Source organism: Mycobacterium aquaticum (assembly GCF_002086485.1).
Taxonomy (GTDB): Bacteria; Actinomycetota; Actinomycetes; order Mycobacteriales; family Mycobacteriaceae; genus Mycobacterium; species Mycobacterium aquaticum.
This window is the reverse complement of sequence record NZ_MVHF01000028.1, coordinates 14,770-41,047: the sequence shown is the minus strand read 5'-3', so window position 1 is coordinate 41,047 and position 26,278 is coordinate 14,770. Positions and strand designations below refer to the sequence as shown.

The window sequence follows — 26,278 nt, the reverse complement described above, 5'->3', positions numbered from 1 at the left end:
TGGAAGTCCTTCCCGGGGTGTGTATTTGACGACGTAGGGCTACGACTCGAGATAGCGGAGCACGGCCAGCACGCGGCGGTTCTCGCTCTCGTCGGGAGCCAGGTCGAGTTTGGTGAAGATCGAGGCGATGTGCTTCTCGGCCGAGCCGACCGAGATGTGCAGCGCGCCAGCGATGGCGGAGTTGGTCCTGCCCTCTGCCATGAGTTGCAGCACGTCGTGTTCGCGTGGAGTCAGTTGGTCCAGCGCGCTGCGCCGGTGGGAACGCACCAAGATCTGTGACACCACCTCGGGATCGAGCACTGTGCCGCCGCCACCCACCACCGTGACGGCATCGAGAAAGGCCGGTACGTCGGCGACCCGGTCTTTGAGCAGATAGCCGAAACCCTTTGTGTCCGAGGTGATCAGGTCAGCGGCGTAGCGCTCCTCGACATAGTGGGACAGCACGAGCACTGCGGAATCGGGGTTCTGCTTGCGTAACAGGGCCGCTGCACGGATGCCCTCGTCGGTGAAGGTGGGTGGCATCCGTACGTCGACGATGGCCAGGTCCGGACGCTTGTCGTTGACCAGCCGCAGCAGGTTGGTGGCGTCGGGCACACCGGCGACGACCTCGTGCCCGGCGTCGGCGAGGATCCGCTCGATACCGGCGCGCAGCAGGGCGGAGTCCTCGGCGATCACGATGCGCATGGCAGCACCGCCGTGACGATCGTCGGTCCGGTGACCGGACTGGACACCCCGAACGATCCACCGGCAGCCCGCACCCGTTCATCGAGCCCGCGCAGGCCCGTGGCGTTCTCGTCGGTCCCGATCACCGCCCCGCCCGCACCGTCGTCGAACACTGACACGTGCAGCACATTCGCCGACGGGTCCCACCGCACAGTGACCACCGCCTGGGTTGCGTTGGCGTGTTTGGCGATGTTGGTCAGGGCCTCGGCGACGACGAAGTACGCCACCGATTCGACCTCGTCGGGCAGCCGCTGCGGCAGTTCGACGTGCAAAGTCGTTGGCACACCCGAGGTTTCGGCGCGTTGCACCACCGAGGACAGTGCGGCGTCCAGTCCGCGATCGGCCAGGATGGTCGGTGCGATGCCACGCACCACGTTGCGCAGCTCCACCAGAGCGCTCTTGGCGTCATCGTGCGCTTCGGTGATCAGGGCCTTGGCGGCAGGTAGATCGGTGTCCAGCTTGGTCTGGGCCAGCCCGATCGTCATCGCCAGGGACACCAGCCGCGGCTGCACACTGTCGTGCAGATCGCGCTCGATGCGGTGTCTTTCGGTCTGAGCCGAGGACACCGCGCCTTCCCGGGCATCGGCCAGTGCGCTGACCTGATACTGCAATGCCGCGGTGGGCGATGGCGACAACAGCCAGCGGTCGATCGCGGCATCGAGTGCGGGCGCGAACACCAGCACGGCCAGCGCGACGGTGAATGCGATGACGGCCAGCAGCCACGCGATCGGTGGCGAGATGAACACCAGGCCGGCCTTGTCGTCACTGTGCCGGATGGCGATCGACGCCGCCGGGCCCAGGAATGCGAAGGCCAGCAGTCCGAAGGCCAGGCCGGTGGCGAGCAGGTCGTAGGTCATCCGCAGGAAATGCTGGGCCACGGCCTTCCAGAACCGGGTGCCACTGACGTCCAGCCACAGTTGATGCGCCCAGCCCTGGAACCCGGTGTACGGGGAGAGCCGGCGCGGTGGAACACCGATGCGCAGGCCGAAAACCGCCTCGCTGCGGACGCGTTCCACCCATTCGACCCCGCGCATCAGGTAGATGAACACTACTGCCGCGAGCGCGAAGCCGACCAGCGACGGGATCGACGAGATGCCGATGATCATGACCGACAACGGGATCCAGCTCCACAGCAGCGCCGCCGCGGCACCGGTGATCATCGATGCCGTCGGCGTCACGCCGATGTTGCGCGGTAGCGTGCGGGGCCGGGCGGGTGCGGGAACGACGGGTGGACCCGTTTCGCTGATTGCGACCATGCCATCAACCTACGAAGTTGTCGGGCTCGGCGACACAGCGTTTTCCCGCGAACCGGGTGGGGGATATCCCCCGGTCGCGCCCCAGCCAGGACGTAGGGTGCGGCCATGGCCACATCGTCTACTCCCGATGAACCCCGGTCACGTGTCGAGGTGTTGGGCAACATCGGGCCGAACTGGTTCGCCTCGGTGATGGGAACCGGGATCGTAGCGACGGCGGCTGCCACTCTCCCAGTCCAGTTCACCGGGCTGCGGGCCTTCGCCGAGGTGGTATGGATCATCGCCGCGCTGCTGCTGATCGTGCTGATCGCGTTGGTCGGCGGGCACTGGCTGCGGCACCCCACGGTGGCCCGCTCTCACGCGCGCAACCCGCAGATGGCGCACTTCTACGGGGCCGCACCCATGGCGCTGATGACGGTGGGCTCAGGCGCCATTCTGGTGGGCCGAGACCTGATCGGCGCACGGATCGCGATCGACCTGTGCTGGGTGCTGTGGACCGCGGGAACGCTGGGCGGCTTGTTCACCGCGGTCAGCATTCCGTATCTCATGTTCACCCAGCACAATGTCGAGCCCGATGCTGCGTTCGGCGGTTGGCTGATGCCCGTGGTGCCACCGATGGTCTCGGCGGCCACCGGTGCCCTGCTGATCCCGCACATGGACCCCGGAACCGGCCGGGCCACCATGCTCTACGGCTGTTTTGCGATGTTCGGACTGTCCTTGGTGGCGGCACTGCTGATCATCTCGATGATCTGGAGCAGGCTCACCCACTACGGCACATCGGGAACCGCACGGGTACCGACGTTGTGGATCGTGTTGGGGCCGGTCGGCCAGTCCATCACCGCCGCCGGGCTCCTCGGCACGAATGCCGCCTTGGCTGTCGACCGTGAGATTGCGGCCGGATTCAGCGTTTTCAGCGTTCTGTTCGGGGTCCCGATGTGGGGTTTCGCGGTGTTGTGGATCGCGTTGGCCACCGGACTGACGGTGCGTACCTTGCGCCGCGGCATGCCGTTCGCGCTGACGTGGTGGAGCCTGACGTTCCCCGTCGGCACGTTCGTCACGGGAACCACACAATTGGCGGTGCACACCCATCTTCCGGTGTTCAAGGTCGCCGCGGTGGTCGCGTACGCCGGGTTGCTGTTCACCTGGTGTCTGGTCGCGGTGCGCACGACGCGAGGCAGCTTGCGCGGCAACCTGTTCCAGCCGCCACCGGCCACCGGACCGGTCAAAGCGCACAAGGATCCGGTGCGCTGACATGCGGGTCGGGATGACCATGCCGGTGATGGAGCCGGATCTTGACGCCGCACTGCTCAGGTCGTGGGCCAGGACTGTGGACGAGGGGCCGTTCTCGTCGCTGTGTTGGGGTGAACGCATTGCGTTCGACAACCCGGACAGCCTCACGTTGCTGGGTGCGCTGGCAGCGTGGACCGACCGGGTGCAGCTGGTCACCACCGTGATCGTGCCGCAGCTGCACGATCCGGTGGTGTGCGCAAAAGCCTTGGCCACCGGCGATCTGCTCAGCGGCGGGCGACTGACCGTGGGCATCGGAATCGGCGGCAGACACGAGGATTATCACGCGGTGGGTGCGGACCCCAAGACTCAGACCATGCGCGGGATGGCCGAGCGGGTCGAGATCATGCGCCGGGTGTGGGCGGGGGAGAAGATCACCGATTCGGTGTTGCCCGTCGGCCCGGCGCCGGTACGGGCAGGTGGCCCGCCACTGTTGGTGGGGACGATCGGGCCGAAGACCGTGCGCAGTGCGGCATCGTGGGCCGACGGATTGGCAGGCATCACAATGGATCTCGATACCGGTAAGCAGAACGAGTTGTTCGACGTCGCCCGTGGCGCCTGGGCACGGGCCGGCAAACCGGCACCACATCTGGCGACATCATTCTGGTTCGCCGTAGGACCCGCCGACGTCGCCCGCGACCAGGTGCGTCGTCATCTGCGCCGCTACATGAACTGGATTCCCACCGAATACGTCGATGCCATCGCCCCGACCACGGGCTGGTCCGGTTCGCAGGACGAACTGGCAGACACGTTGCAGCGATTCGCGGCGATCGGCACCGATGAGGTGCACCTGATCCCGACCAGCTCCGATCTCGACCAGGTGCACCGCGCGGCCGAGGTGGTGAGCGACTTCACGTGAGTCTCTAGTGGGACAGTCCGACCGTCGCCACCAACGGGCCCGGTTTGGGTTTCAAGACGACACTGAACACGAGCGCGACCGCACCGATGGCCATGCAGACCCAGAACGCGTGTTGGAAGGTCGTGTCGGTGCCGGACCCGACTATCGGTCCGGCCCAGGCGAATCCGAGCGACGCCCCGATGCCGTAGCTGGCGTTGGCGATACCGGGCAGGGCGCCCGGCTCCTCGTCGGAAGCCTGGATGACACCCAGTGAGCTCATCGCCGTCAACAGCACGGCGTTGAACGCCAACCCGTAGAGCACCATCAGTCCGATGAAGATGGTCTCCTGTTTGGCGAAGATCGCCAGCAGCGCGGTAACCGCAACGGAGGACACGATTCCCGCGCGCAGCACGGTGACGAACCCGATGCGGACCGCGAGCCTGCCCACGAACGGGCCTGCGATGACCTGGACGATCGACGCGGGCGTGAGGAACAGCAGTGCCGTCATGGTGGCGTTGTGGCCGAAGCCGGAGTCGGTGTCCTCGGCCAGCGCAGGAACCAGGAAGCCGGTGACCACCATGAACGAACCCATCACCAGGATGGTCACGATGATCAGCGGCCACGCCTCACGTGAGCGCATGTGTTTGATGGCCATCAGCGGGTGCGCCACCCGGCTGTCGACGATGATGAGCGCGATCAGGGCGAGCACGGCGACGGCAATCCAGATCAGCGCGGGTCGCGAGGTCCAGCCCTCGTGACCGCCTGCACCGAAGAACAGGTTGATGCCCGCAACCGTCAGGGAGATGAGCGCCGCGCCCAACCAGTCCATCCGGCCCGGCGAGCGGCTGCCGGGGTCATCGGAAGGCACTGATTTCCAGGCGAATCCGAGCCCGAGCAGACCCACCACGAGGATCAGTACGAAGATCGACCGGAAGCCGAGATGATCGACCATCAGCCCGCCCAGCAGGGCGTCGCCGCCGGCCACGCCGCCGTTGATCGACGAGATCACGCCGCAGCACACGCCGAACATCGGGCCGCTGAGCCGCTCCCGCATGATGAGGAAGGCCAGCCCGAACGTGATGTTCGACCCACCCTGCAAGGCGCGGCCGAGGACGAACAGGGGCAGCGAGGTGGATACGATGCACAGCACCGTGCCGATGCACAGCACGATCATGATGGCGAGCAGCACGCGTTTGCGGCCGATGTAGTCGCTGAACCGGATCAGCACCACGTTGGCGATGGCCCCGGCCAGGTAGAAGTACGTCGACATCGCCACGAACGCATTGGGACCCAGCTCGGCGGTGATGGCGTGGTAGGCCGGCGCCACCATGGTGGCGTTGAGCTGGAACGAGATCACCGACGCGACGAGCGCGGCAACCATGAACACGATCTGGCGTTGCGAGAGCGCGGTGCCGCCCGCGTCGGGTGACGTGGCGACCGGGGGCTGGCTCACGATCGCATCGTAGGTGCGGCGACCTGCGCGTGCAGCATTATTGACGCGCCCCATGGTTCACCCTGGCCCATGTCGTCAGGGCGATCTTGCGGCCCTTGCGTACCTGCCGCGCCACATGGTCCATCACGGGATCCGGAGATCCGTCTGTCGTCAGGTTCTTCCAGGCCAGCAGGCGACCCGCGCGGGCGGCCACACTGAGATGAAGGTGCGGAAACCAGGTGCTTCCGCCTACGTCGGGCGAGTGCAGGTACAGCAGCACGGTGGTGGAGCGTTCACCGCCGGGCTCGGCCGCGAACAGTCCCGCGTCGTGGTGGCGTTTGAAGCCTGTGCGGTACCCGTAGCGCAACGCCTGCCAGTATTCGAGGCGTGCCGCGTCGACGCCGAGCGCGGTGCACACCGCCGATTCCAGATCGGCCAGCCGTGGCCGCAAGTCATCGGGAAACCAGTACTGCGTGGTCGATTCGCTGGTCCGCCGCGGCGACTGGAAGGACTTCAGCTGGCCGGCCGGCGAGCGCGACACCACCGAACTGCGCCGCCACAACGCGAACTCGAGCCCTTCGGCGAACGCCGCACACTCCTGTGCGGTGAGGAAATCGTCGTCCCACGCGATGCGGTCGTGCTCCAGGCGCTGCGCGAGCGTGCTCATCGAAGGGCGACCAGCGGTGTGAGAGTGTGGTTTTCGAACTCGGCCACGGTGCGTTCGGTGCCAAGGACGAGCACGTCGTCGATGTAGTCACCGGCGAAGAACCGCCGCATCACCGCCAGCGATCGCTCGTGCTGCTGGTGCCAGTCCGGATGATCGTTCCAGTGCGGGACCCGGCCGGCGCGGTCGAAGCAATGCCAGCCCAGGATGCGGTGCGGGTGATACAGGTCGTAGCCGTGGGTGTATGCCCGCACGCTCGTCACCACCTCGTCGCCGAAGAAGTAGATGCGAGGGCTGAACCGGATGTCGCGATTGAATTCGCCTGCGGTGAAGATGAAGTGCAGCGACACGAAGTCGGCGACGACGGGCTCGGTGAGGCTCGTCCACCACGGTATGGGTGTGCTGGCCAGTTTGGTGAGAATGCCACGGTCCCGGCCATAGGGGATGATCCGATACGGCCGTTTGCGCCGCGCCCCGGGTTCGCGCTGTGGGTCATAAGCCGGTAAGTAGGCCGTCAGCAACGGTTTACGGACGCCCTGGTCGCGCAGCTGCCGGTGCATCGCGATCGCTGCGTCATCCCAGCCGCGGGCGAACCGGTGGTGCGAGTCGATGATGAGGGTGTATTCCTCGTCCTGCCAACGCTGTTGGGCCATGGAGCGGGCCCAGTTACAGCCGCGGCTGCGGTCCGCGTCGATGTCGACGATCTCGATCCCGGGCAGGTCCCACACCTCGGACGGCAGCGACTCGTGCGGCGCGTGTTGCCAGATCACACACGTACGCAACCGGTCCGGCGCGGCGGCCTTGCCGTACAGATCCAGCAGGGTCTTGGGTAGCTCGGTGTCGCGATACGCGGGGATCTGCACGTAGATCCGGGGCAGCCCTGACATGGCTAGCGCGCGTCGAGTCGTTTGTTGAGCGCGGCGACGTCGCGGCTGACCTTGAGCAGTTGGCGCATCACCTCGTTGAGCGTGACCTCTTCCAGGACCCGGCACGGATCCGGCGGAGGAGGCGGAGGGGGCGGCGGTGTTCCGCCCGGGAGTCCTCCGTCGAGATCGTCCAGGACGTAGCGGCGCATGATCTCGATGAGCGCCTCGGGACGCTCGGCGAGATTGATGATCGGGCCGTAGGTGGCGATCACCTGATCGATGACGTGCTGTTCGGATGGCATGTGCGAAACGCTAGGCCGCCGAATGCCCGGTGGATTGAGTAGTGGACTACTCGTTTGTGAGGTCGCGCAGCTGCTCGATGAGCTTGACCCGGTCGGCGGTTGTCGCGGCGATCGGGACGACGTTGAGGACCGTGACGCCCGACTCCCGGAAGGCCTGCACGCGTTCCTTGACGAATCCGGCGGGGCCGATCAGGGAGATGTCCCGGATGAGCTCGTCGGGAACGGCCTTGGCTGCCGCGTCCTTCTCGCCGGCGAGGTACAGCTCCTGGATGCGATCAGCCGGCGCGCCATAGCCGTAACGCGTCGCCAGACGGTGATAGAAGTTCTTCTCCTTGGCGCCCATGCCGCCGATGTACAGCGCCACATGGGGTTTGACGAACTCGCGCAGCGGCTCGACGTCGTCACCGATGGCCAGCACGGGGCTCGCGTAGACCTCGAGCGGGCCCAGCGCGGGATCGCGTTTGGCCTGCCCGGCGGCCAGGGCGTCACCCCAGACCTCCCCGGCTTTCTCGGGCAGGTAGAAGATCGGCTGCCAGCCCTCGGCGGCTTCGGCGGCCAGCTCGACATTCTTCGGTCCCAGGGCTGCGAGCAGGATCGGAATACGTTCGCGGACTGGGTGATTGATGAGTTTGAGGGACTTGCCCAAACCTGTGCCCCGGTCAGCAGGCAGTGGGATGGCGTAGTGATCACCCTGGAATTCGAGAGCTTCACGACGCCACACGCGGCGGCAGATGTCGATGATCTCGCGGGTGCGGGCGATCGGGGCGTCGTAGGGCACGCCGTGGAAGCCTTCGATGACCTGTGGTCCAGATGCGCCCAGGCCCAGGATGAATCTGCCGTCGGACACGTAGTCCAATCCGGCGGCCGTCATCGCAGTCAGCGTGGGCGTGCGGGTGTAGATCTGCAGGATGCCCGAAGCCAGTTGAACCCGCTCGGTGCAGGCGGCCAGATAGCCGAGCGCGCTGACTGCGTCGAGCGAATATGCTTCTGGCACAAAGATAATGTCGATGCCGGCCCGTTCCAGGTCGGCGACCTCGGCCGCGACGTCCTTGAATCCGCCTGCGTAGTTGATGCCCAAACCGATGCGCATGATGTGAGTCCTCTGTCTCGTCGCGGCTAGGCCTGCTTGGCGCTGATCTCGTCGAGGGCCTCGGCCTGGATGCGGCCGAACTGTGCGGCCATCGCCTCGGACAACGCCTGCGCGCCCGACAGTGGCCGCACCATCACCATGAAGTCATCGATCAGGCCGTCGTCGTTCATGTGCAGGAAGTCGCATCCCGTGATTTTCTTGCCGGCCACGTTCGCCTCGAACACCAGGGCATGATCTCGGCCGTCTGCGTCGACGATCTCGCGGACGTAGTGGAAGTCCTCGAAGACCCGCATGACCCCGCGCAGGATCGCCGCGGTGATCGGCTTGCCGGGGTAGGGCTTGAAGGCCACGGGGCTGGTGAACACCACGTCGTCGGCCAGCAGGGCCGCTATGGCCTCTTCATCGCGGGCTTCGACGGCCTGTCGGAACGGATGCATCCCACACCTCGCATAGTCAATTTGTTGAGTATTAGAGCCACGGTAATGGCCGATGGCCTCGATGTCTAGATGCTGGTTAGTCAATTTGATGACTATTCATGTTGTACGATCCCCGGCGTGGCGCTTCGTGATGCGGTGCTCGCCGCCTTGCTCGACGGCGAATCGTCGGGCTACGACCTGGCCAAGGCGTTCGACGCCTCGGTGGCCAACTTCTGGATGGCCACGCCCCAGCAGCTCTACCGCGAGCTCGACCGGTTGGCCGAGGACGGACTGATTCAGGCCCGTGTGGTCCAGCAGGACCGGCGCCCCAACAAGCGGATGTACTCCCTGACCGACACTGGCCGCGCCGCATTGCGGCAGTTCACTGCCACGCCGCCCAAACCCTCGATGCTGCGCGACGAGCTACTGGTCAAGGTGGCGGCGTTGGATGCCGGTGACGCCGCCGCGGTGCGTGACCTGGTTGCTGAATTCGCGCAACGCGCGACGGTGAAACTCGCTCGCTACGAACGGGGCCGGGCGGTTCTACTGGATGGGCGCACCGAGGAGCAGTACCTCAACGAGGCCGAGCGGGTGGGCCCCTACCTGACCCTGCTGCGGGGAATCTCGTTCGAGCAGGAGAACATTCGATGGGCCGAGCACGCCGTGGCCGCCATCGAACGGAGAATCAACGCGCTCCGATAGTGGGGCCTGCGGCGGCCAAATGTCCGCCTGACTTGCGAAAACTGGCTCTCTGCTGGCTGTTTCGTGCCTGCTGGCTGTGGACTCGGATCGAAAAAGTTGGGAAGTCTTGGAATAACCGCTGTGGGCCGTTGATTGCAATTGGTAAGACCCGCCCAACCCGGGCGGGGTTACCGGTGACCAAGTGGGGTGGTCAGAGGTGCAATTGAAGAACGATCACAGACGGCTCAAGACCGTTTCGGCCGGCGTTGGGCTGGCCGCCGTGGTCGCGATGGGCGCTGTCGGGCTGCTCGCAAGCGGTGCGTCCGGCGGCCTGCAGATGCAGTCGCAACCCGAGATGACGACCGGTCAGACCGTCACTCAAACGACGGCCGAAAAGTCGCCTGCGACCTCGGTGGCGACACCGCCGTTCACCTTCACGACGCCGGAGGGTTTCGCGGTACCGCACTGATCGATTGATCGTGCTCTAGTCTCGCGGCGGTGGAACTGGCACTTGTCGGCCAAGCCGCCGTGATGTTCGCCGTCACCAATGTCGACGACATGGTGATGCTCACGGTGTTCTTCGGCCGCGCCGAGGGCAGACGGTCGGCAGTGCTGCGCGTCGTCGTCGGTCAGTATCTGGGCTTCATCGCGATTGTCGTCGTCTCGATGCTCGGCGCGTTGGGTGCCACGCTGCTGCCCGACAGCGTTGCGCCGTACCTGGGGCTGCTTCCGATCGCCCTCGGTGTGCGGGCGGGCTGGCTCGCGTGGGGTTCGCGACACGACCGTGCCGAGGATGTCGATCGAGACGACGGCGTCGGCGTACTGCACGTCGCGCTGGTGACCTTCGCCAACGGGGGTGACAACATCGGCGTCTACGTCCCGGTGTTCGCGGTCGCGGGCGTCGGCAGCATGATCGGTTATGTCGCCGTGTTCCTCGTCGGTGTCGCGGTCTGGTGCGTTGCGGGCCGCTACCTCGCAAGCAGGCCCGCCATCGCGACAGTGCTGTCGCGATGGGGACACATCATCCTGCCCGTCGTCCTCATCGGCATCGGGCTACGGATCCTCGCCGAGGGCAAGGCGTTCGGGTTGTGACGTGACGGAGGCGTCCGTCAGCAGCCCCAACCACCACCCCAGCCCGCGTAGCCGTAGCCGGGGTAGCCCCACGGCGGCGGAGGCGGAGGTGGCGGCGGACCCCAATACCAGGGCTGTCCCCAGCCCGGGCCCCAGCCGTGATGACCCCAGCCCCAGCCCTGCACGAACGTGGTCGTCGACAGGTCCTGCGACGTGGGTGTGGCATGCCCGATACCGGTGCTCAGGCCAAGGGCAGCAATGCCGAGCCCTCCGGCGATAGCAGCTTTGGCAAATATTCGCTTGAGATTCATGGGTGGCGCCACCTCGTTCATAGCCAGTCCGACCCCGGCCAGGTGTTCCGCGACAATTCGCGCCTGGTCGCGGTAATGGAGCCTACTCTTCTCCGGTCCGGATTAACATCCCTCTCGGCGTGGCGACGAAGCGCGAAACAAATCGCGGACTTGTTGTTACAGCAAACAATTGGTGCCGTCTGTCCTGGCACAGGATCAACGCCACCCGAGTCGCGAGACCCGGGCAACAATGCGACGATGCCTTGCGTGGACGACGCAGACACCGCCCAGGCCCGCGTTCTGCTGGCCGCGCTGTGGGAGCAGGTGAACGACACGTCATCGAAGCTCGAAGCGGCTGAACGCCGGCTTGCCCGCACGCACGCCGGCGTCAGTTCGCACCACCGACGCGCGGCCGCAGATCTACGACACGAGCTCTACCACGAGCACCGATTGATCGATCAACTGCACCGCCGGTTCCCGGGGGCGAAGCGTCCTTAAGGCACGTTCAACCACGCGGTGAGCGCATGACCGTTCGGGTCGACGGCGAACAGATCGACATCGGTGTCGTCGTGGGTGACCGCGGCGATGTGCGTTCCCTGGGTGAACTGGGCCCCGCCGACCTCGTTCCAGCCCTCCCAGCCCACTGTGCCGGCTCGCCACCAGGCGGTGTAGAGGCCGCCGTCGGTGCCGACGCCGAACAGATCCAGGTTGGTGCCGCGAGCGACGGCTGTGAGCGGGGTCAGCTGGGCAAACAGTCCTGCGCCGGCAGGCTGCCAGTCGCGCCACCCTTCGTCCTCACGCCACCCCGCCCAGTAGACGGCCGAGTCGGTGTTGTCCATGCCGACGCCGAACAGGTCGATGTCCTTGCCGCGCACTGCCGCAGCGATCGGCGTCGTCTGGGTGAAGGTGCCCAAACCGATCGGGTGCCAGTCGCGCCAGCCGCCGGCCTGTCCCCACCAGGCGCTGTAGACGGATCCGTCCGTTCCCACTGCGAACAGATGTATTTCGTCTTCGCGAAGCACCGCGGTAACCGGCGTCGACGGCGAGAACAGCCCGCTACCGATCGTCGCCCAACCGCCCCAATTCGGCCCGCCCCGCCACCATGCCGAGTACACGCGACCGTCGGTGGCCACCGCGTACAGGTCGATGTTTCCACCGCGGGCCACCGCGCTGACATGCGTTCCAGGGGAGAACTGCCGGTGACCGATGGGCGCCCAACCGCTCCAGTCGGGACCGCCTCGCCACCATGCTGTGTAGATCCGCGAATCGTCGTGCACCGCATACAGATCGCGGTCCGAGCCGCGAGCCAGCGCGGTGATCGGCGTCCGCTGAGGAAATGTCATGGGGCGCACCCGTATCCAGTTCGACCAGTGCGGGCCACCGCGCCACCAGCTCGTGTAGACCGGCCCGTCCTGTCCGACCGCATACAAGTCGATGTTCGAACCGTCCGCCGCCGCGCCGACCGGGGTCAGATCGCTGAAAAGGCCCGAGCGGATCTGAGACCAGCCCACCCACGGGTTGACATAGGTGCAGCGCACGGTCGTGGAACCGGCCAGTGATGCCCGCGCGATGATGCGGCCGCTGTCGTCGAACATGTTGAGTGTCTTGCCTGTACCGGCCCCGAGCGCCAAGCCACTGTGCGTACCGGAGTCGGCAACATCGAACGTCAGCGTCCCGAAGTCGGCCAGTTGGGTGAGGCTGGGGTTGACGGACGGCCCCGACTCGGGTCGCTCCACGACCCACTCCGCCGAGTCTGCGCGCCACATGGCGCTACCGGGTTTGCCGATCGCCAGGGACGTGACCGTTGAGCGGGTCCTGTTGACGTACAACACCGATGCCGTGGTGGACGCTGCCCCATCCGGTACGACGATGATCGTGATCGCATCACCGACGTCGACGACGAAGTTGGAGATCGTGACCGATTGGGCGGGAACCCATTCCACCCACGCGTACAGGTCGACCGGCCCGGCGTTGATGTTGCCGCCCGACCCGACCGAGCTCTTCGACGCGATGCCTGCCTGGCACACATCGGAGCCCGGGTGAAAGCCGCCGATTCCCACCCAGCTCGCGCAGTAGTAGCTCTGATCATCGGTCGGTACCCCGACGTGGGGCACGGTCCACTCGCCGAGTACCCAGTCGAACGAGTCTCCCTGAGGTGGTGAGACGACCGCGCCGCACCACGCGGCGTTGTCGGCGAACCTCAGCGTCGAGCGACGGCCGGGGAGCCCTTCGGGATGAAGTTCGACCTCGGCCGTCACGACCTTCATGCCCCGCAGTTCCGCGAGGAGCCGGTCGTAGCGCTCGCGCTGCCGCGGGTCTGCCGGACGTTTCGGAAAGCCGTACCGCATCAGGTCCTGGTCGGAGGCGGCAGCGGGGATCCAACCGTTTGGCGGGACGTCAAATGTAGCGATCTGCGGTACTTCTCGCACCTGCATGGCTGCTCCACTCTCAGGTAAGTATCAGTGAACGGCGGGCCTTCGCCTCAGCTGCGATACGCCACTCAGCCGGGCCAAGAACCGTGGCACGACAAGTATCGGCTCGGGCGGGCAGCACACCCTCGAGTAGTCGACTACTCGATTGCGGAGGGCCTTGCGGCGGCTCGGGCGAGTTTCCTGAAGGCAAGGCAGCAGCGTCACTCCACGCGACAGTTGATCAAGCGCTGAAGGAGTAAGACCGGCAACGAGTTTCGTCGTTGCCGGTATCGATCCATTGCGGTGATCGTCGCGGGGTCGAAAATCCGGGTGAAGGCCAGGAACATCACTGATCCAATTGCGGCAAGTTGCATTTGGACAGTGGCGCGGCGAGGTACCCTCCGCGAAGGACACAGCCTGGGCGTTAGGAAGGGGAGATACGGGTGAAGATCAACAAGCTTGCGGCGCCCGTTGGCATTGCCGCGATCGCGGTCGGCATGGCCGGCGCTACGGCGGGCCCCGCCTCTGCGGCCAACAACATCAGGCCGTACGGCCAGCAGGAGACGCTGAACGACTACGGCACCGGTGCCCCGATGATCGGCTACACGGTCAAGGGCCTTGCCCCGAGTTCGGACCCCGTGCCGCACAGCGGCCAACTGTATGCAGCGATCGTGAAAGTCTCAGGGCTCGGAGGCTGGGCCACCCCGTTGATCCCGCTGTTCAACGCCCGCGCCGAGAGCGGGGCGAACTACCGGGTCATCGGCGGGGGCGTGCCGCCGGCACCGCCTGGTGGGACGACGACCGGCACACTCTACTTCGACGTAGTCGGCGATCCGCCGAACAGCGTCGTCTACAACGACGGCGTTCAGGACCTTCTGGTTTGGGTGCCCGGCGCCCCGGAGGGTGGCGTACCTGGTGGCCCGCCAGACACCGCAGGCGAGTCCTCCGAGATCATCGCCCCACCACCTGCCGAGGAAGCTCCAACAGGGGGTGATGAGTTTGCCCCTCAAGTCGTCGCGCCGCCCCCCTACCAGCTCACCCAACCGGAGCTGGCTGCACCAGGGTTCAATGGCGGAGACCACGGCGGCGGTGGTGGACATCGTTGAGCAACTAACCCCATGGTTGCCCGACGAGGGTATCCGCGTGGAAGTGGGCTGACTGCTGGCCCCCAACTCCGAATCGGTTCTGCTTCAGCGGGATCGGCGAGAATGAGCACCTGCCCCGGTGCCCATGGTCGGCGCGGGCATGCGGATCTGTGCCATTCGCGGGACTCTGCGCTGGAGGCTGCCGGGGAGAGGGAGACGGCTTGTGCTCGATCGGTAACGGACGTGTCGAGCGAATGCGCTGCTAAACGCCGGTTTTGAAGAGTGCCCCCGGCAGGATTCGAACCTGCGGCCTTCTGCTCCGGAGGCAGACGCTCTATCCCCTGAGCTACGGGGGCGCAGTGTCAGCGGGCTGTCCGAGACATCTGTGCCATTGGGCGTGCATAGCGTAGCGCATCAGAACTGGAACACCGATTCGGGGCGTGAATGCCCAGGCCATAGGATGGACCCCCGTGACCCCCGCCGACCTCGCCGAGCTGCTCAAGGCCACTGCCGCGTCAGTGTTGACCGACCATGACCTGGACCCCGCCGCGCTGCCGGCCACGGTCACGGTCGAGCGCCCGCGCAACCCTGAGCACGGCGACTACGCCACGAACATCGCATTGCAGCTGGCCAAGAAGGTCGGCGTCAATCCCCGCGAGCTGGCCGGGTGGCTGGCGACGGCTCTGAGCAGCAGCGATGGCATCGCCGCGGCCGAGGTCGCCGGGCCGGGGTTCGTCAATCTGCGCATCGAGGCGTCCGCGCAGGGCGTCATCGTCACCAACGTGCTCAGCGCGGGCGACCATTACGGGAGCTCGGCGTCACTTACCCAAAAGATCAACCTCGAATTCGTCTCGGCCAACCCGACCGGCCCGATCCACATCGGCGGCACCCGCTGGGCCGCCGTCGGTGACGCGCTGGGGCGGCTGCTGTCCACCCAGGGCGCCGACGTCACCCGTGAGTACTACTTCAACGACCACGGCGCGCAGATCGACCGGTTCGCGCGGTCGCTGGTCGCTGCGGCCAAGGGGGAGCCGACGCCGGAGGACGGTTACGCGGGCACCTACATCAACGACATCGCCGCGGCCGTGCTGGCCAAGCGGCCCGATGCGCTGAGCCTGCCCGCCGATCAGCAGCAGGAAGCCTTCCGCGAGGTGGGCGTCGACCTGATGTTCACCCACATCAAGGAATCGCTGCACGAGTTCGGCACCGACTTCGACGTGTACACGCACGAAGATTCGATGCATACCTCCGGTCGCGTCGAGCAGGCCATCGCCAAGTTGCGCGAGACCGGCAACATCTACGAAAAGGACGGCGCAACGTGGTTGCGCACCACCGAGTTCGGTGACGACAAGGATCGCGTCGTCATCAAGAGCGACGGCAACCCGGCCTACATCGCCGGCGACCTCGCCTACTACCTGGACAAGCGCCAGCGCGGTTTCGATCTGTGCATCTACATGCTCGGCGCCGACCACCACGGCTACATCGCCCGGCTCAAGGCCGCCGCTGCGGCGCTCGGCGACGACCCGGACAGCGTCGAGGTGCTCATCGGCCAGATGGTGAACCTGGTCCGCGACGGGCAGCCCGTGCGGATGAGCAAGCGGGCGGGCACGGTCATCACGCTCGACGACCTGGTCGAGGCCATCGGCGTGGACGCTGCGCGGTATTCACTGATCCGTTCGTCGGTGGACACCCCCATCGACATCGACCTGGCGCTGTGGTCGAGCGCGTCCAACGAAAACCCGGTCTACTACGTGCAATACGCGCACGCCCGGCTGTCCGCGCTGGCCCGCAACGCCGCCGACCTCGGCGTCACGACCGACACCGGCCACCTGGATCTGCTGAGCCACGACAAAGAGGGCACGCTGATCCGCAACCTCGGTGAGTTCCCGCGCGTGCTGAAAGCCGCTGCGGCGCTGCGGGAACCGCACCGCGTGTGCCGGTATCTAGAGGATCTGGCCGGCGATTACCACCGGTTCTACGACGCCTGCCGGGTGTTGCCGCAGGGCGACGAAGAACCGGGTGAGCTGAACTCGGCGCGGCTGGCGCTGTGCCAGGCCACCCGCCAGGTGATCGCCAACGGTCTGGCCATCCTCGGCGTGACCGCACCGGAGCGGATGTGAGCGCACATCCCGCCGGCCCTCGGCACGCCGACGAGATCCACCACCCGGGAGCGCCGGCACGGCCGCAGACCCCGGATGACCTCCTGCTGCTGGCTCCGAATGTGTGGCCCCGCAACCTAATTCGTGGTGCCGACGGTGTGGTGTCCGTCGCCGGGGTGACGGTCACCGATCTGGCGGCCGAATTCGGCACCCCGCTGTTCGTGATCGACGAGGACGACTTCCGGTCGCGCTGTCGTGACATCGCCGCGGCTTTCGGGGGTGGCGAGTACGTGCACTACGCGGCCAAGGCGTTCCTGTGCAGTGAGATCGCGCGCTGGGTCGACCAGGAAGGCCTGTCGCTCGACGTCGCGACGGGTGGCGAGCTGGCCGTCGCGTTGCACGCGGGCTTCCCGGCGCAGCGAATCACCATGCACGGCAACAACAAATCCGTCGAGGAACTGACCACCGCGGTGAGCGCCGGGGTGGGCCACGTGGTGGTCGACTCGTTGATCGAGATCGAGCGCCTCGACGCCATCGCCAGCGCCGCGGGCATCGTGCAGGACGTGCTGGTGCGCGTCACGGTCGGGGTCGAGGCGCACACCCACGAGTTCATCTCCACCGCGCACGAGGATCAGAAGTTCGGGCTGTCACTGGCCAGCGGCGCCGCGATGGACGGCGTGCGCCGCGTGTTCGCCACCGACAACCTGCGCCTGGTGGGCCTGCACAGCCACATCGGCTCACAGATCTTCGACGTGGACGGCTTCGAGCTGGCTGCCCACCGCGTCATCGGCCTGCTTCGGGATGTGGTGGCCGAGTTCGGTGTCGACAAGACCGCACAGATCTCAATCATCGATCTCGGTGGGGGATTGGGTATTTCGTACCTGCCCGACGACGATCCGCCGCCGATGGACGACCTGGCCGGCAAGCTCAAGGCGATCGTCGAGAACGAGTCGGCTGCAGTGGGCCTGCCCGCGCCCAGGCTCGTGGTAGAGCCCGGCCGGGCCATCGCAGGCCCTGGCACCATCACGCTCTACGAGGTCGGCACCGTCAAGGATGTTGCCATCGGCCCCACGACGCAACGGCGCTACGTCAGCGTCGACGGCGGTATGAGCGACAACATCCGCACCTCTCTGTACGCCGCCGAGTACGACGCCCGGTTGGTCTCGCGGGCCAGCGAGGCCCCCGCCGCACTGGCGAGAATCGTCGGAAAGCACTGCGAGACAGGGGATATCGTTGTCCGCGACACCTGGGTGTCCGACGACATCGCGCCGGGCGATCTGCTCGGTGTAGCTGCGACCGGCGCCTATTGCTATTCGATGTCGAGCCGGTACAACCTGCTCGGTCGCCCGGCGGTGGTGGCGGTCAAGGACGGCCGCGCGCGGCTGGTGTTGCGGCGGGAGACCGTCACTGATCTGTTGAGTCTGGAGGTGAGCGACGTATGAGCGGCAAGAAGTCGATCGGCGTAGCGGTATTGGGTTTGGGCAACGTCGGCAGCGAAGTTGTGCGCATCATCAACGAGAGCGCCGCGGACCTCGAGGCGCGCATCGGTGCGCCTCTGGAGTTGCGCGGTGTCGGCGTGCGCCGGGTGTCCGGCGACCGTGGCGTACCCGCCGATCTGCTCACCGACGACATCGACGCGCTGGTATCGCGCGATGACGTCGACATCGTCGTCGAGGTGATGGGTCCGGTCGAGCCGGCGCGCAAGGCCATCCTGTCGGCGCTCGAACAGGGCAAGTCGGTAGTCACCGCGAACAAGGCGTTGATGGCACAGTCCACCGGCGAGTTGGCGCAGGCTGCCGAGAACGCCCGTGTCGACCTGTATTTCGAGGCGGCGGTGGCCGGCGCCATCCCGGTGATCCGTCCGCTGACGCAGTCGCTGGCCGGTGACAGCGTGGTGCGGGTGGCAGGCATCGTCAACGGCACCACCAACTACATCCTGTCCGAGATGGACAGCACCGGAGCGGATTACGCGAGCGCACTGGCCGACGCCAGCGCGCTGGGCTATGCCGAGGCCGATCCCACCGCGGATGTCGAGGGCTATGACGCCGCCGCCAAGGCCGCGATCCTCGCCTCGATCGCGTTCCACACGCGGGTCACCGCCGACGACGTCTACCGCGAGGGCATCACCAAGGTCAGCGCCGAGGACTTCGCATCCGCCCGGGCGCTGGGCTGCACCATCAAGCTGCTGGCGATCTGCGAACGGATCTCCACCGACGAAGGCAAGCAACGGGTTTCGGCTCGGGTGTATCCCGCCCTGGTCCCGCTGACGCATCCGCTGGCCGCGGTCAACGGTGCGTTCAACGCCGTGGTGGTCGAGGCCGAGGCCGCAGGCCGGTTGATGTTCTACGGGCAGGGCGCAGGCGGCGCACCGACCGCCTCGGCAGTGATGGGTGATCTGGTGATGGCTGCGCGCAACCGCGTGCAGGGCGGCCGGGGGCCGCGCGAGTCGAAGTACGCCAAGCTCAAGATCGCGCCCATCGGTTTCATCCCGACCCGCTACTACGTCAACATGAACGTCGCCGACCGTCCGGGCGTATTGTCCGCGGTCGCAGCCGAATTCAGCAAGCGTGAGGTCAGCATCGCCGAGGTGCGGCAGGAGGGCATGGTCGACGACGAGGGAGCGCCGTGCGGCGCACGCATCGTCGTGGTGACCCACCAGGCGACCGACGCGGCCTTGTCCGAAACCGTCGAGGCGCTCGCCGATCTCGATGTGGTGCAGACCATCAACAGCGTGCTTCGTATGGAAGGAACAGACGTATGAGTGCAGCTCAGGCTGTGCACCGGCCATGGCCGGGGCTGATCGAGGCGTACCGCGCCCGGTTGCCGATCGGTGACGACTGGGCACCGGTCACCCTGCTGGAGGGTGGCACGCCACTCATCCATGCCAAGCGGATCTCCGAACAGACCGGCTGCACAGTGCATCTCAAGGTCGAGGGACTCAACCCGACGGGGTCGTTCAAAGACCGCGGCATGACCGTCGCCGTCACCGAGTCGGTGGCGCGCGGCCAGCAGGCCGTGCTGTGCGCGTCGACCGGCAACACGTCGGCGTCGGCCGCGGCCTACGCGGCGCGGGCCGGCATCACCTGCGCGGTGCTGGTGCCGCAGGGCAAGATCGCGATGGGCAAGCTCGCCCAGGCAGTCATGCACGGCGCCAAGATCATTCAGATCGACGGCAACTTCGACGACTGTCTGGAGCTGGCGCGCAAGCTGACCGCGGATTACCCGACCATCGCGTTGGTCAACTCGGTCAACCCGTACCGCATCGAGGGCCAGAAGACCGCGGCGTTCGAGATCGTCGACGCGCTGGGCACCGCACCCGACGTGCACGCGCTGCCGGTCGGCAACGCGGGCAACATCACCGCGTACTGGAAGGGCTACAACGAGTACCACCGTGACGGGCTGACCGACCGCCTGCCCCGCATGCTGGGCACGCAGGCCGCCGGTGCCGCGCCGCTGGTGCTCGGCGAACCCGTCAAGGAACCCGAGACCATCGCCACCGCGATCCGCATCGGTGCTCCCGCGTCGTGGAATACGGCCGTTGAGGCTCAGCAGCAGTCCAACGGGCGGTTCCTGGCCGCGACGGACGAGGAGATCCTCGCCGCGTACCACCTGATCGCGCGGACCGAGGGCGTGTTCGTCGAACCCGCTTCGGCGGCCAGCGTCGCCGGCCTGCTCAAGTCCATCGAGGATGGTTGGGTCAAGCGCGGTTCAACCGTGGTGTGCACCGTCACCGGCAATGGGCTCAAGGACCCCGACACCGCGCTGCGGGGCGTGCCGCCGGTCACCCCGGTTCCCGTCGACCCGATGGCCGTCGTCGCCAAGCTCGGACTGGTCTGATCTGTGAGCAAAACCCTGCCGGTCGGCATCGCCGCCACCTCCGTCGTCGCCGCATCGAGCGCGAACCTGGGCCCAGGCTTCGACAGCCTGGGCCTGGCGCTCAGTCTGTACGACGAGATCGTGGTCGAGACAACAGAATCCGGCCTCGAGGTGGAGGTCGAAGGGCAGGGTGCCGGCCAGGTGCCGCTGGATGCGACGCATCTGGTGGTCCGGGCGATCGAAGCAGGCCTGCGGGCCACCGGGTACACCGCTCCGGGGCTGATCGTGCGCTGCCGCAACGACATTCCGCATTCCCGCGGACTGGGTTCGTCTGCCGCAGCGGTGGTCGGCGGCCTGGCAGTGGTCAACGGCCTTGTGACACAAGCGGGTTCGGAGCCCATGAGCGAGGATCAGCTGATCCAGCTCGCCAGCGAATTCGAGGGCCATCCGGACAACGCCGCCGCCGCGGTGCTCGGCGGCGCCGTGGTGTCCTGGACGGACGCCCCGAGCGTCACGGGCGAACAGCCGCGCTACGCCGCGGCGCAGGTGGGCCTGCATCCCGATATCCGCTTGTTCTCCGCGGTGCCGCAGCAGCGGTCCTCGACTGCCGAGACGCGAGTTTTGCTGCCAGAACAGGTCAGCCACGTCGACGCGCGTTTCAACATCAGCCGCGTGGCGTTGCTCGTGGTGGCACTCACCGAGCGTCCCGATTTGCTGATGGACGCCACGCAGGACGTGTTGCACCAACCACAGCGGGCGGCGGCGATGCCTGCTTCCTCGGAATATCTGGGGATACTGCGGCGTTATGGCGTGGCGGCGGTGCTCTCAGGAGCCGGGCCATCTGTGCTCGGTCTGAGCTTCCAAGCGGGTTTACCTGCGGAGGCGTTGCAATACGGCACTGCCAACGGGTTCACGGTGCGCGAGATGTCGGTTGGCGACGGAGTCCGGTGGATGTCGGGTGTTGCAGTCCGCAACTGAGATAACACGCTCCACGTGGGGGTTGCTTGCTTCCCGCCTGAAAGCGGGCTATTCTCGCTGTCGTCCAGCAATCGCAGCGGCTCTGCCTGCGCAGACACTAGGACGACCACCCAAACTTCTTGTGTTCTACTCGTGGACTAACGGGTCGCCGTTCGACGGCAAACCCATGCGATCACCGTTGCATAGGCGACGGTGCGAGCTACGCGCTCAGCGGTACAGCTGAATGCGTGTCGACCTTTGGGGAACCCTCGCACGACGTAAACAGCGAGGGAAAGAAAGGAAATCCGTGACTGATACGGACCTCTTCACGGCTGATAACAGCAATGACACTGGAGAGCTGTCGAACGCCGTGACGGCAGCAGCTCCAGCGGAAACACCGGCTGCTGCGCCCTCCGCGCCCACGTCCGACGCCCGCGCCGCAAACCCGCGGCCTGCCTCGCTGTCGACGATGGTGCTGCCCGAGCTGCGCGCGCTCGCCAAGGAAATCGGTGTCGAAGGCGCGTCGGGCCTGCGCAAGAGTGAGTTGATCGCCGCGATCCGCGCCCACCGGGGCGAGACCAACGGCCGCGGTGCTGCCGCGACCGCACCCGCCGAGGCCAAGGCAGACGCCGAGGCACCGGCCGAGCAGCCGACGCGTCCGCGTCGCGAACGTCGTGGCTCGTCCCGCCAGGCGGGAGCACCTGCTGCCGACGCCGAGCCCGCCAAGCAGGCCGAAGGCGACAAGCCGGCCGAGGTGGAAGCCAAGCAGGCCGAGCAGGAAAAGCCTGCTCAGCAGGAGCAGCCGGCCAAGCAGGAGAAGCAGGACCGGCCGGCCAGGCAGGACAGGCAAGACAAGAGCGAGAAGCAGGACGCGTCGGAGAAGGCGGACACCAAGTCGGCCGAAGAGCGCTCTGACCAGCAGGGCGACCAGCAGAACCGGGGCGGCAATGCCGGCGGGAACGCTGGTGGAAATGCCGGCGAAGACGACGGCGACGGCCGCCAGGGTCGGCGCGGCAGGCGCTTCCGGGACCGGCGCCGGCGCGGTGAGCGCGGCGGCGAGGGCGAGAGCGGCGGCCGCAACGAGACCGAACTGCGGGAAGACGACGTCGTGCAGCCCGTCGCGGGCATCCTCGACGTCCTCGACAACTACGCGTTCGTCCGGACTTCGGGCTACTTGGCCGGTCCCAACGACGTGTACGTGTCGATGAACATGGTGCGCAAGAACGGTCTGCGCCGCGGCGACGCGGTCACCGGTGCGGTCCGCGTGCCCCGCGAGGGCGAGGGTGGCGGCCAGAACCCGCGGCAGAAGTTCAATCCGCTCGTGCGCCTGGACAGCGTCAACGGTGGCCCGGTCGAGAACGCCAAGAACCGGCCCGATTTCACCAAGCTGACCCCGCTGTACCCGAACCAGCGGCTGCGCCTGGAGACCACGCCCGAGCGGCTGACCACGCGCGTCATCGACCTGATCATGCCGATCGGCAAGGGGCAGCGTGCCCTGATCGTGTCGCCGCCCAAGGCCGGTAAGACCACGATCATGCAGGACATCGCCAACGCGATCACCAAGAACAACCCGGAGTGCCACCTCATGGTGGTGCTCGTCGACGAGCGGCCTGAAGAGGTCACCGACATGCAGCGTTCGGTGAAGGGTGAGGTCATCGCCTCCACCTTCGACCGGCCGCCGTCAGATCACACGCAGGCCGCCGAGCTGGCCATCGAGCGGGCCAAGCGCCTGGTCGAGCAGGGCAAGGACGTCGTCGTGCTGCTCGACTCGATCACCCGGCTGGGCCGCGCGTACAACAACGCGTCGCCGGCTTCGGGTCGCATCCTCTCCGGTGGTGTGGATTCCACCGCGCTGTACCCGCCCAAACGGTTCCTCGGCGCGGCACGCAACATCGAGCACGGTGGTTCGCTGACCATCATCGCCACGGCGATGGTCGAAACCGGGTCGACCGGTGACACCGTGATCTTCGAGGAGTTCAAGGGCACCGGTAACGCCGAGCTCAAGCTGGACCGCAAGATCGCCGAGCGCCGGGTGTTCCCGGCCGTCGACGTCAACCCGTCCGGCACCCGTAAGGACGAGCTGCTGCTGTCCCCGGACGAGTTCGCGATCGTGCACAAGCTGCGCCGTGTGCTGTCGGGCCTCGACAGCCATCAGGCCATCGACCTGCTGATGAGCCAGCTACGCAAGACCAAGAACAACTACGAGTTCCTGGTCCAGGTGTCCAAGACCGCGCCGGGATCGATGGACGTCGACTAGTCCTACCCGCCGTACGCATACTGCCCCGCACGCCCAGCGCGTCGGGGCAGTGTGCGTTGTTCAGGTCTTATAGCGCCGGGTCGGTTTTGAGGCCGGGCATCACGTACCGGCGCACGTGCCGCAGCAGCGCGTCGAAGTCGCCGGCGTCGAGCTGCTCGCCCGGCATGGTTGCCAGCGAAAGCAACACGCGCGCAACCCATTCCGAAGCCTCGGCGATGTCGGTGTCGAGGTGGATCTCGCCTGCGTCACGTGCGGCGACCAGATACGGCGACCAGAACGCCGCGAGATCGGGCACCAGGCCCTGTACGCCTGCGCCCGCGCACGCGGCGAACTCGTCGGGTTCCTCCATGCGCAGTTTCATCAACAACGCGCCCGGATCGTCATAGGCGGTGCGGCCATGCCGGACGCCTGCCGCGATCTTCTGGTCGAGGCCGTCGAACTGAGCGAGCATGGCGTGCGCCTCGGACCAGTAGGCCTCGTTGAGTCGCACGATCGCCGCACCGAGCAGGGTCACCTTGTCGGGGAAGTGGCGGTAGAGCCAGCCTCGGGACACCCCGGCGGCCTCGGCCACCTCCGACACCGTGGTCGCGCGGATGCCCTTGGCGCGCAGACAGACTTCTGCCGCATCGATCAGGCGGTCACGCACGGTGCGGGGGGCGGTGGTGCTGGTCAACTCCGGCGGCTCCTGGTCGTGAGGTTCTTCGGTGGTAATGATTGTGCCAAGTACCTGACGCTACCGGCAGCCGCCACAGCCATGGTAGACAGTTTCGAAAAACTGTTCACTAGCCTTGGGGGGCGACGAATGGCCGACACACTGCAGCAGCTGCTGAGCGAACGTGCAGATCAGGACACTGTCGCGATCAAATTCGGCGATCGCACCTGGACCTGGGCCGAACACGTCGCCGAAGCGCGCGCACAGGCTGCAGCCCTGATCGCGGCCGCAGATCCCATCCGGCCGCTCCATGTCGGCGTACTCATGGGGAACACCCCCGACATGCTCACGGCCCTCGCGGCCGCTGCGCTGGGCGGCTACGTGCTGTGCGGCATCAACACCACGCGCCGCGGCGAAGCGCTGGCCCGCGACATCGCCAGGGTCGAGTGCCAGATCGTGCTCGTGGACTCGCAGCACCGCGTCCTGCTCGACGGCGTCGACCTTCCCGGCGTCACCGTCATCGACGTATCGGAGGCCGTATGGCCGGCGCGGGACCTGGTCCCGTATCGCCAGGTAGGGCCTGATGACACCTTCATGATGATCTTCACCTCGGGCACCAGCGGTGAGCCCAAGGCCGTCGAGGTGGCGCACTCCATCGTGCTGTTCTCCGCCACAGCGCTGGTCCAGCGCTACGGGCTCACCTCGGCGGACACCTGCTACCTGGCCATGCCGTTGTTCCACTCCAACGGGGTCTACGCGGGCTGGGGAGTCGCGTTGGCCTCCGGCGCGGCGATGGCGCCCGCCGCGTTCTCGGCGTCGCGGTTCCTGTCGGACATCCGTCGGTACGGCGCGACGTACATGAACTACGTCGGCAAGCCGCTGGCGTACATCCTGGCCACCGCCGAGCGGCCCGACGATCACGACAATCCGCTGAAGGTCGCGTTCGGCAACGAAGCCGCCGACCGCGACATCGACGAGTTCAGCCGCCGGTTCGGCTGCAGCGTGTGGGACGGTTTCGGCTCCACCGAGTTGGCGATCATCATCACCCGCTCCGAGGGGTGCCCGGCAGGCAGCGTGGGTAAGGGCTTTCCCGGCGTCGCGATCTACCACCCCGAGACGCTCACCGAATGCGAGGTCGCGCGCTTCGACGACGCAGGTGCCCCGGTCAACGCCGACGCGGCAACCGGTGAGCTGGTCAATACCGACGGCAGCGGGATGTTCCGCGGCTACCACAACGACCAGGGCGCCACCGACGAGCGGCTCCGGCACGGCATGTACTGGTCGGGTGACCTGGCCTACCGCGACGCCGATGGCTGGATATATCTGGCGGGCCGGACCGCGGACTGGATGCGGGTCGACGGCGAGAACGTCACCTCAGCACCCATCGAACGAATCCTGTTGCGTCAGCCGGTGATCAACCGGGTCGCGGTGTATCCCGTGCCCGACGAATTCGTCGGTGACCAGGTGATGGCCGCCATCGTGCTGCGCGACGACCACCGGCTCACGCCGGAAGAGTTCGGCCAATTCCTCGCCGCCCAACCCGACCTGTCACCCAAATCCTGGCCCCGTTTCGTCTGGCTCGCCGACGATCTGCCGACCACCGCCACCAACAAGATCCTCAAACGGGAGCTGGTCGCCCGCGGGACCGACCCGACAGGCCGGGTGCTGTGGCAGCGCGACGGAACGGCGTACGCGCGTATCCCATCGGGGGAATAGCGCCTGGCCGGCACGCGTTTAGGCTGCTGGCGGCCGAACTGGCATAATGGACCGTCGACCCTCGGTCCCGGTTCACGTCCACACGGGCGACCCGGGCCAACGACTGAAGAGGAACCATGAAAACGGGCATTCACCCTGAGTACGTCGAGACCACCGTGCACTGCGGTTGTGGCAACACTTTCACGACGCGCAGCACGAAGAACAGCGGACAGATCGTCGTTGAGGTCTGCTCGCAGTGCCACCCCTTCTACACCGGCAAGCAGAAGATCCTCGACAGCGGCGGCCGCGTGGCCCGCTTCGAGAAGCGTTACGGCAAGCGCAAGCCGGCCGGCGAGAAGGCCGCGGCCGACAAGTAGCTTTGTCGACGACGCC

26 protein-coding genes and 1 tRNA gene are annotated in these 26,278 nt (G+C 66.7%); 15 read left to right on the top strand and 12 right to left on the bottom strand.

The features are described 5' to 3' along the window. Positions 1-39: 39 nt before the first annotated feature. Positions 40-684, bottom strand: a complete 645-nt coding sequence (locus BST13_RS23915) for a response regulator transcription factor (RefSeq protein WP_083166485.1) — start codon at positions 682-684, stop codon at positions 40-42. After that, positions 672-1,979: a sensor histidine kinase gene (locus BST13_RS23910; RefSeq protein ID WP_083166484.1), complete on the bottom strand. Its 1,308-nt coding sequence runs from the start codon at positions 1,977-1,979 to the stop codon at positions 672-674. Before BST13_RS23910 ends, BST13_RS23915 begins: the two co-directional genes overlap by 13 nt. A gap of 105 nt (positions 1,980-2,084) precedes the next feature. Here BST13_RS23910 and BST13_RS23905 point away from each other — a divergent pair, with 105 nt between their 5' ends. Next, entirely contained in the window at positions 2,085-3,227 is a 1,143-nt protein-coding gene (locus BST13_RS23905) for a TDT family transporter (protein WP_083166483.1), read from the top strand. Positions 3,228-3,240: 13 nt separating this feature from the next. After that, positions 3,241-4,122, top strand: a complete 882-nt coding sequence (locus BST13_RS23900) for an LLM class flavin-dependent oxidoreductase (RefSeq protein WP_083166546.1) — start codon at positions 3,241-3,243, stop codon at positions 4,120-4,122. A 4-nt stretch (positions 4,123-4,126) separates the two neighbouring features. On the opposite strand, the gene BST13_RS23895 is transcribed toward BST13_RS23900, so the two are convergent. The 6 genes from BST13_RS23895 to BST13_RS23870 are packed head-to-tail and all read right to left on the bottom strand — an operon-like array spanning position 4,127 to position 8,892. After that, the gene (locus BST13_RS23895; RefSeq protein ID WP_083166545.1) at positions 4,127-5,554 is read right to left on the bottom strand and encodes an MFS transporter; all 1,428 of its coding nucleotides are present in this window, start codon (positions 5,552-5,554) and stop codon (positions 4,127-4,129) included. A gap of 37 nt (positions 5,555-5,591) precedes the next feature. Beyond that, positions 5,592-6,200, bottom strand: a complete 609-nt coding sequence (locus tag BST13_RS23890; protein ID WP_083166482.1) for a 2OG-Fe(II) oxygenase — start codon at positions 6,198-6,200, stop codon at positions 5,592-5,594. Next, the gene (locus BST13_RS23885) at positions 6,197-7,084 is read right to left on the bottom strand and encodes a GlcNAc-transferase family protein (protein ID WP_083166481.1); all 888 of its coding nucleotides are present in this window, start codon (positions 7,082-7,084) and stop codon (positions 6,197-6,199) included. The genes BST13_RS23890 and BST13_RS23885 overlap by 4 nt, the downstream gene beginning before the upstream one ends. A gap of 2 nt (positions 7,085-7,086) precedes the next feature. Next, positions 7,087-7,365: a hypothetical protein gene (locus BST13_RS23880; RefSeq protein ID WP_083166480.1), complete on the bottom strand. Its 279-nt coding sequence runs from the start codon at positions 7,363-7,365 to the stop codon at positions 7,087-7,089. 46 nt (positions 7,366-7,411) lie between these two features. Then, entirely contained in the window at positions 7,412-8,455 is a 1,044-nt protein-coding gene (locus BST13_RS23875; RefSeq protein WP_083166479.1) for an LLM class F420-dependent oxidoreductase, read from the bottom strand. Positions 8,456-8,481: 26 nt separating this feature from the next. Next, positions 8,482-8,892 (bottom strand): nuclear transport factor 2 family protein, encoded by a 411-nt coding sequence (locus tag BST13_RS23870; protein WP_083166478.1) that lies wholly within the window; start codon positions 8,890-8,892, stop codon positions 8,482-8,484. Positions 8,893-9,009: 117 nt separating this feature from the next. Between BST13_RS23870 and BST13_RS23865 the strand changes: the two genes are divergently transcribed. The 3 genes from BST13_RS23865 (at position 9,010) to BST13_RS23855 (ending at position 10,644) form a co-directional block, all read left to right on the top strand. Continuing rightward, positions 9,010-9,573 (top strand): PadR family transcriptional regulator, encoded by a 564-nt coding sequence (locus BST13_RS23865; RefSeq protein WP_083166477.1) that lies wholly within the window; start codon positions 9,010-9,012, stop codon positions 9,571-9,573. Between the two features lie 196 nt (positions 9,574-9,769). Then, positions 9,770-10,021 (top strand): hypothetical protein, encoded by a 252-nt coding sequence (locus BST13_RS23860; protein ID WP_245839784.1) that lies wholly within the window; start codon positions 9,770-9,772, stop codon positions 10,019-10,021. Positions 10,022-10,083: 62 nt separating this feature from the next. Beyond that, a complete protein-coding gene (locus BST13_RS23855) occupies positions 10,084-10,644 on the top strand; it encodes a cadmium resistance transporter (protein ID WP_083166544.1) in 561 nt (186 codons plus the stop codon). 17 nt (positions 10,645-10,661) lie between these two features. Here the strand turns inward: BST13_RS23855 and BST13_RS38755 are convergent, their stop codons facing one another. After that, positions 10,662-10,934 (bottom strand): hypothetical protein, encoded by a 273-nt coding sequence (locus BST13_RS38755; protein WP_142282828.1) that lies wholly within the window; start codon positions 10,932-10,934, stop codon positions 10,662-10,664. A 246-nt stretch (positions 10,935-11,180) separates the two neighbouring features. Between BST13_RS38755 and BST13_RS23845 the strand changes: the two genes are divergently transcribed. Next, the gene (locus BST13_RS23845) at positions 11,181-11,411 is read left to right on the top strand and encodes a hypothetical protein (protein ID WP_083166474.1); all 231 of its coding nucleotides are present in this window, start codon (positions 11,181-11,183) and stop codon (positions 11,409-11,411) included. Here BST13_RS23845 and BST13_RS23840 read toward each other — a convergent pair. Then, positions 11,408-13,348 (bottom strand): G1 family glutamic endopeptidase, encoded by a 1,941-nt coding sequence (locus tag BST13_RS23840; protein ID WP_083166473.1) that lies wholly within the window; start codon positions 13,346-13,348, stop codon positions 11,408-11,410. The genes BST13_RS23845 and BST13_RS23840 overlap by 4 nt on opposite strands. A gap of 419 nt (positions 13,349-13,767) precedes the next feature. Here BST13_RS23840 and BST13_RS23835 point away from each other — a divergent pair, with 419 nt between their 5' ends. Next, entirely contained in the window at positions 13,768-14,430 is a 663-nt protein-coding gene (locus tag BST13_RS23835; protein WP_245839783.1) for a DUF1942 domain-containing protein, read from the top strand. A 262-nt stretch (positions 14,431-14,692) separates the two neighbouring features. On the opposite strand, the gene BST13_RS23830 is transcribed toward BST13_RS23835, so the two are convergent. Next, positions 14,693-14,765: transfer RNA gene (locus BST13_RS23830), tRNA-Arg, on the bottom strand. Positions 14,766-14,879: 114 nt separating this feature from the next. Here BST13_RS23830 and argS point away from each other — a divergent pair. From argS to rho, 6 genes are all read left to right on the top strand, one after another. Then, positions 14,880-16,529: an arginine--tRNA ligase gene (argS, locus tag BST13_RS23825; RefSeq protein ID WP_083166472.1), complete on the top strand. Its 1,650-nt coding sequence runs from the start codon at positions 14,880-14,882 to the stop codon at positions 16,527-16,529. A 35-nt stretch (positions 16,530-16,564) separates the two neighbouring features. After that, positions 16,565-17,950: a diaminopimelate decarboxylase gene (gene lysA, locus BST13_RS23820; protein ID WP_211296169.1), complete on the top strand. Its 1,386-nt coding sequence runs from the start codon at positions 16,565-16,567 to the stop codon at positions 17,948-17,950. Continuing rightward, a complete protein-coding gene (locus tag BST13_RS23815; protein ID WP_083166470.1) occupies positions 17,947-19,269 on the top strand; it encodes a homoserine dehydrogenase in 1,323 nt (440 codons plus the stop codon). Before lysA ends, BST13_RS23815 begins: the two co-directional genes overlap by 4 nt. Then, the gene (thrC, locus tag BST13_RS23810; RefSeq protein WP_083166469.1) at positions 19,266-20,345 is read left to right on the top strand and encodes a threonine synthase; all 1,080 of its coding nucleotides are present in this window, start codon (positions 19,266-19,268) and stop codon (positions 20,343-20,345) included. Before BST13_RS23815 ends, thrC begins: the two co-directional genes overlap by 4 nt. Positions 20,346-20,348: 3 nt before the next feature. Further along, positions 20,349-21,302: a homoserine kinase gene (thrB, locus tag BST13_RS23805; RefSeq protein WP_083166468.1), complete on the top strand. Its 954-nt coding sequence runs from the start codon at positions 20,349-20,351 to the stop codon at positions 21,300-21,302. A gap of 286 nt (positions 21,303-21,588) precedes the next feature. Continuing rightward, positions 21,589-23,538: a transcription termination factor Rho gene (gene rho / locus BST13_RS23800; RefSeq protein ID WP_083166467.1), complete on the top strand. Its 1,950-nt coding sequence runs from the start codon at positions 21,589-21,591 to the stop codon at positions 23,536-23,538. Between the two features lie 67 nt (positions 23,539-23,605). On the opposite strand, the gene BST13_RS23795 is transcribed toward rho, so the two are convergent. After that, a complete protein-coding gene (locus BST13_RS23795) occupies positions 23,606-24,211 on the bottom strand; it encodes a TetR/AcrR family transcriptional regulator (RefSeq protein ID WP_083166466.1) in 606 nt (201 codons plus the stop codon). Positions 24,212-24,340: 129 nt separating this feature from the next. On the opposite strand from BST13_RS23795, the gene fadD1 reads away from it, so the two are divergent. Beyond that, positions 24,341-25,906 carry a fatty-acid--CoA ligase FadD1 gene (gene fadD1, locus BST13_RS23790; protein ID WP_083166465.1) on the top strand — a complete coding sequence of 522 codons (1,566 nt, stop codon included), beginning with the start codon at positions 24,341-24,343 and terminating at the stop codon, positions 25,904-25,906. 116 nt (positions 25,907-26,022) lie between these two features. Further along, positions 26,023-26,262, top strand: a complete 240-nt coding sequence (gene rpmE, locus BST13_RS23785; RefSeq protein ID WP_029374091.1) for a 50S ribosomal protein L31 — start codon at positions 26,023-26,025, stop codon at positions 26,260-26,262. Positions 26,263-26,278 lie beyond the last annotated feature (16 nt).

Excerpts from the sequence above, each read along its gene's own strand:
- BST13_RS23915 (WP_083166485.1), bottom strand. The coding sequence starts at position 684 with ATGCGCATCGTGATCGCCGAGGACTCCGCCCTGCTGCGCGCCGGTATC.
- BST13_RS23910 (WP_083166484.1), bottom strand. The coding sequence starts at position 1,979 with ATGGTCGCAATCAGCGAAACGGGTCCACCCGTCGTTCCCGCACCCGCC.
- BST13_RS23905 (WP_083166483.1), top strand. The coding sequence starts at position 2,085 with ATGGCCACATCGTCTACTCCCGATGAACCCCGGTCACGTGTCGAGGTG.
- BST13_RS23900 (WP_083166546.1), top strand. The coding sequence starts at position 3,241 with ATGACCATGCCGGTGATGGAGCCGGATCTTGACGCCGCACTGCTCAGG.
- BST13_RS23890 (WP_083166482.1), bottom strand. The coding sequence starts at position 6,200 with ATGAGCACGCTCGCGCAGCGCCTGGAGCACGACCGCATCGCGTGGGAC.
- BST13_RS23885 (WP_083166481.1), bottom strand. The coding sequence starts at position 7,084 with ATGTCAGGGCTGCCCCGGATCTACGTGCAGATCCCCGCGTATCGCGAC.
- BST13_RS23880 (WP_083166480.1), bottom strand. The coding sequence starts at position 7,365 with ATGCCATCCGAACAGCACGTCATCGATCAGGTGATCGCCACCTACGGC.
- BST13_RS23875 (WP_083166479.1), bottom strand. The coding sequence starts at position 8,455 with ATGCGCATCGGTTTGGGCATCAACTACGCAGGCGGATTCAAGGACGTC.
- BST13_RS23870 (WP_083166478.1), bottom strand. The coding sequence starts at position 8,892 with ATGCATCCGTTCCGACAGGCCGTCGAAGCCCGCGATGAAGAGGCCATA.
- BST13_RS23855 (WP_083166544.1), top strand. The coding sequence starts at position 10,084 with ATGTTCGCCGTCACCAATGTCGACGACATGGTGATGCTCACGGTGTTC.
- BST13_RS38755 (WP_142282828.1), bottom strand. The coding sequence starts at position 10,934 with ATGAATCTCAAGCGAATATTTGCCAAAGCTGCTATCGCCGGAGGGCTC.
- BST13_RS23840 (WP_083166473.1), bottom strand. The coding sequence starts at position 13,348 with ATGCAGGTGCGAGAAGTACCGCAGATCGCTACATTTGACGTCCCGCCA.
- BST13_RS23815 (WP_083166470.1), top strand. The coding sequence starts at position 17,947 with ATGAGCGGCAAGAAGTCGATCGGCGTAGCGGTATTGGGTTTGGGCAAC.
- thrC (WP_083166469.1), top strand. The coding sequence starts at position 19,266 with ATGAGTGCAGCTCAGGCTGTGCACCGGCCATGGCCGGGGCTGATCGAG.
- fadD1 (WP_083166465.1), top strand. The coding sequence starts at position 24,341 with ATGGCCGACACACTGCAGCAGCTGCTGAGCGAACGTGCAGATCAGGAC.
- rpmE (WP_029374091.1), top strand. The coding sequence starts at position 26,023 with ATGAAAACGGGCATTCACCCTGAGTACGTCGAGACCACCGTGCACTGC.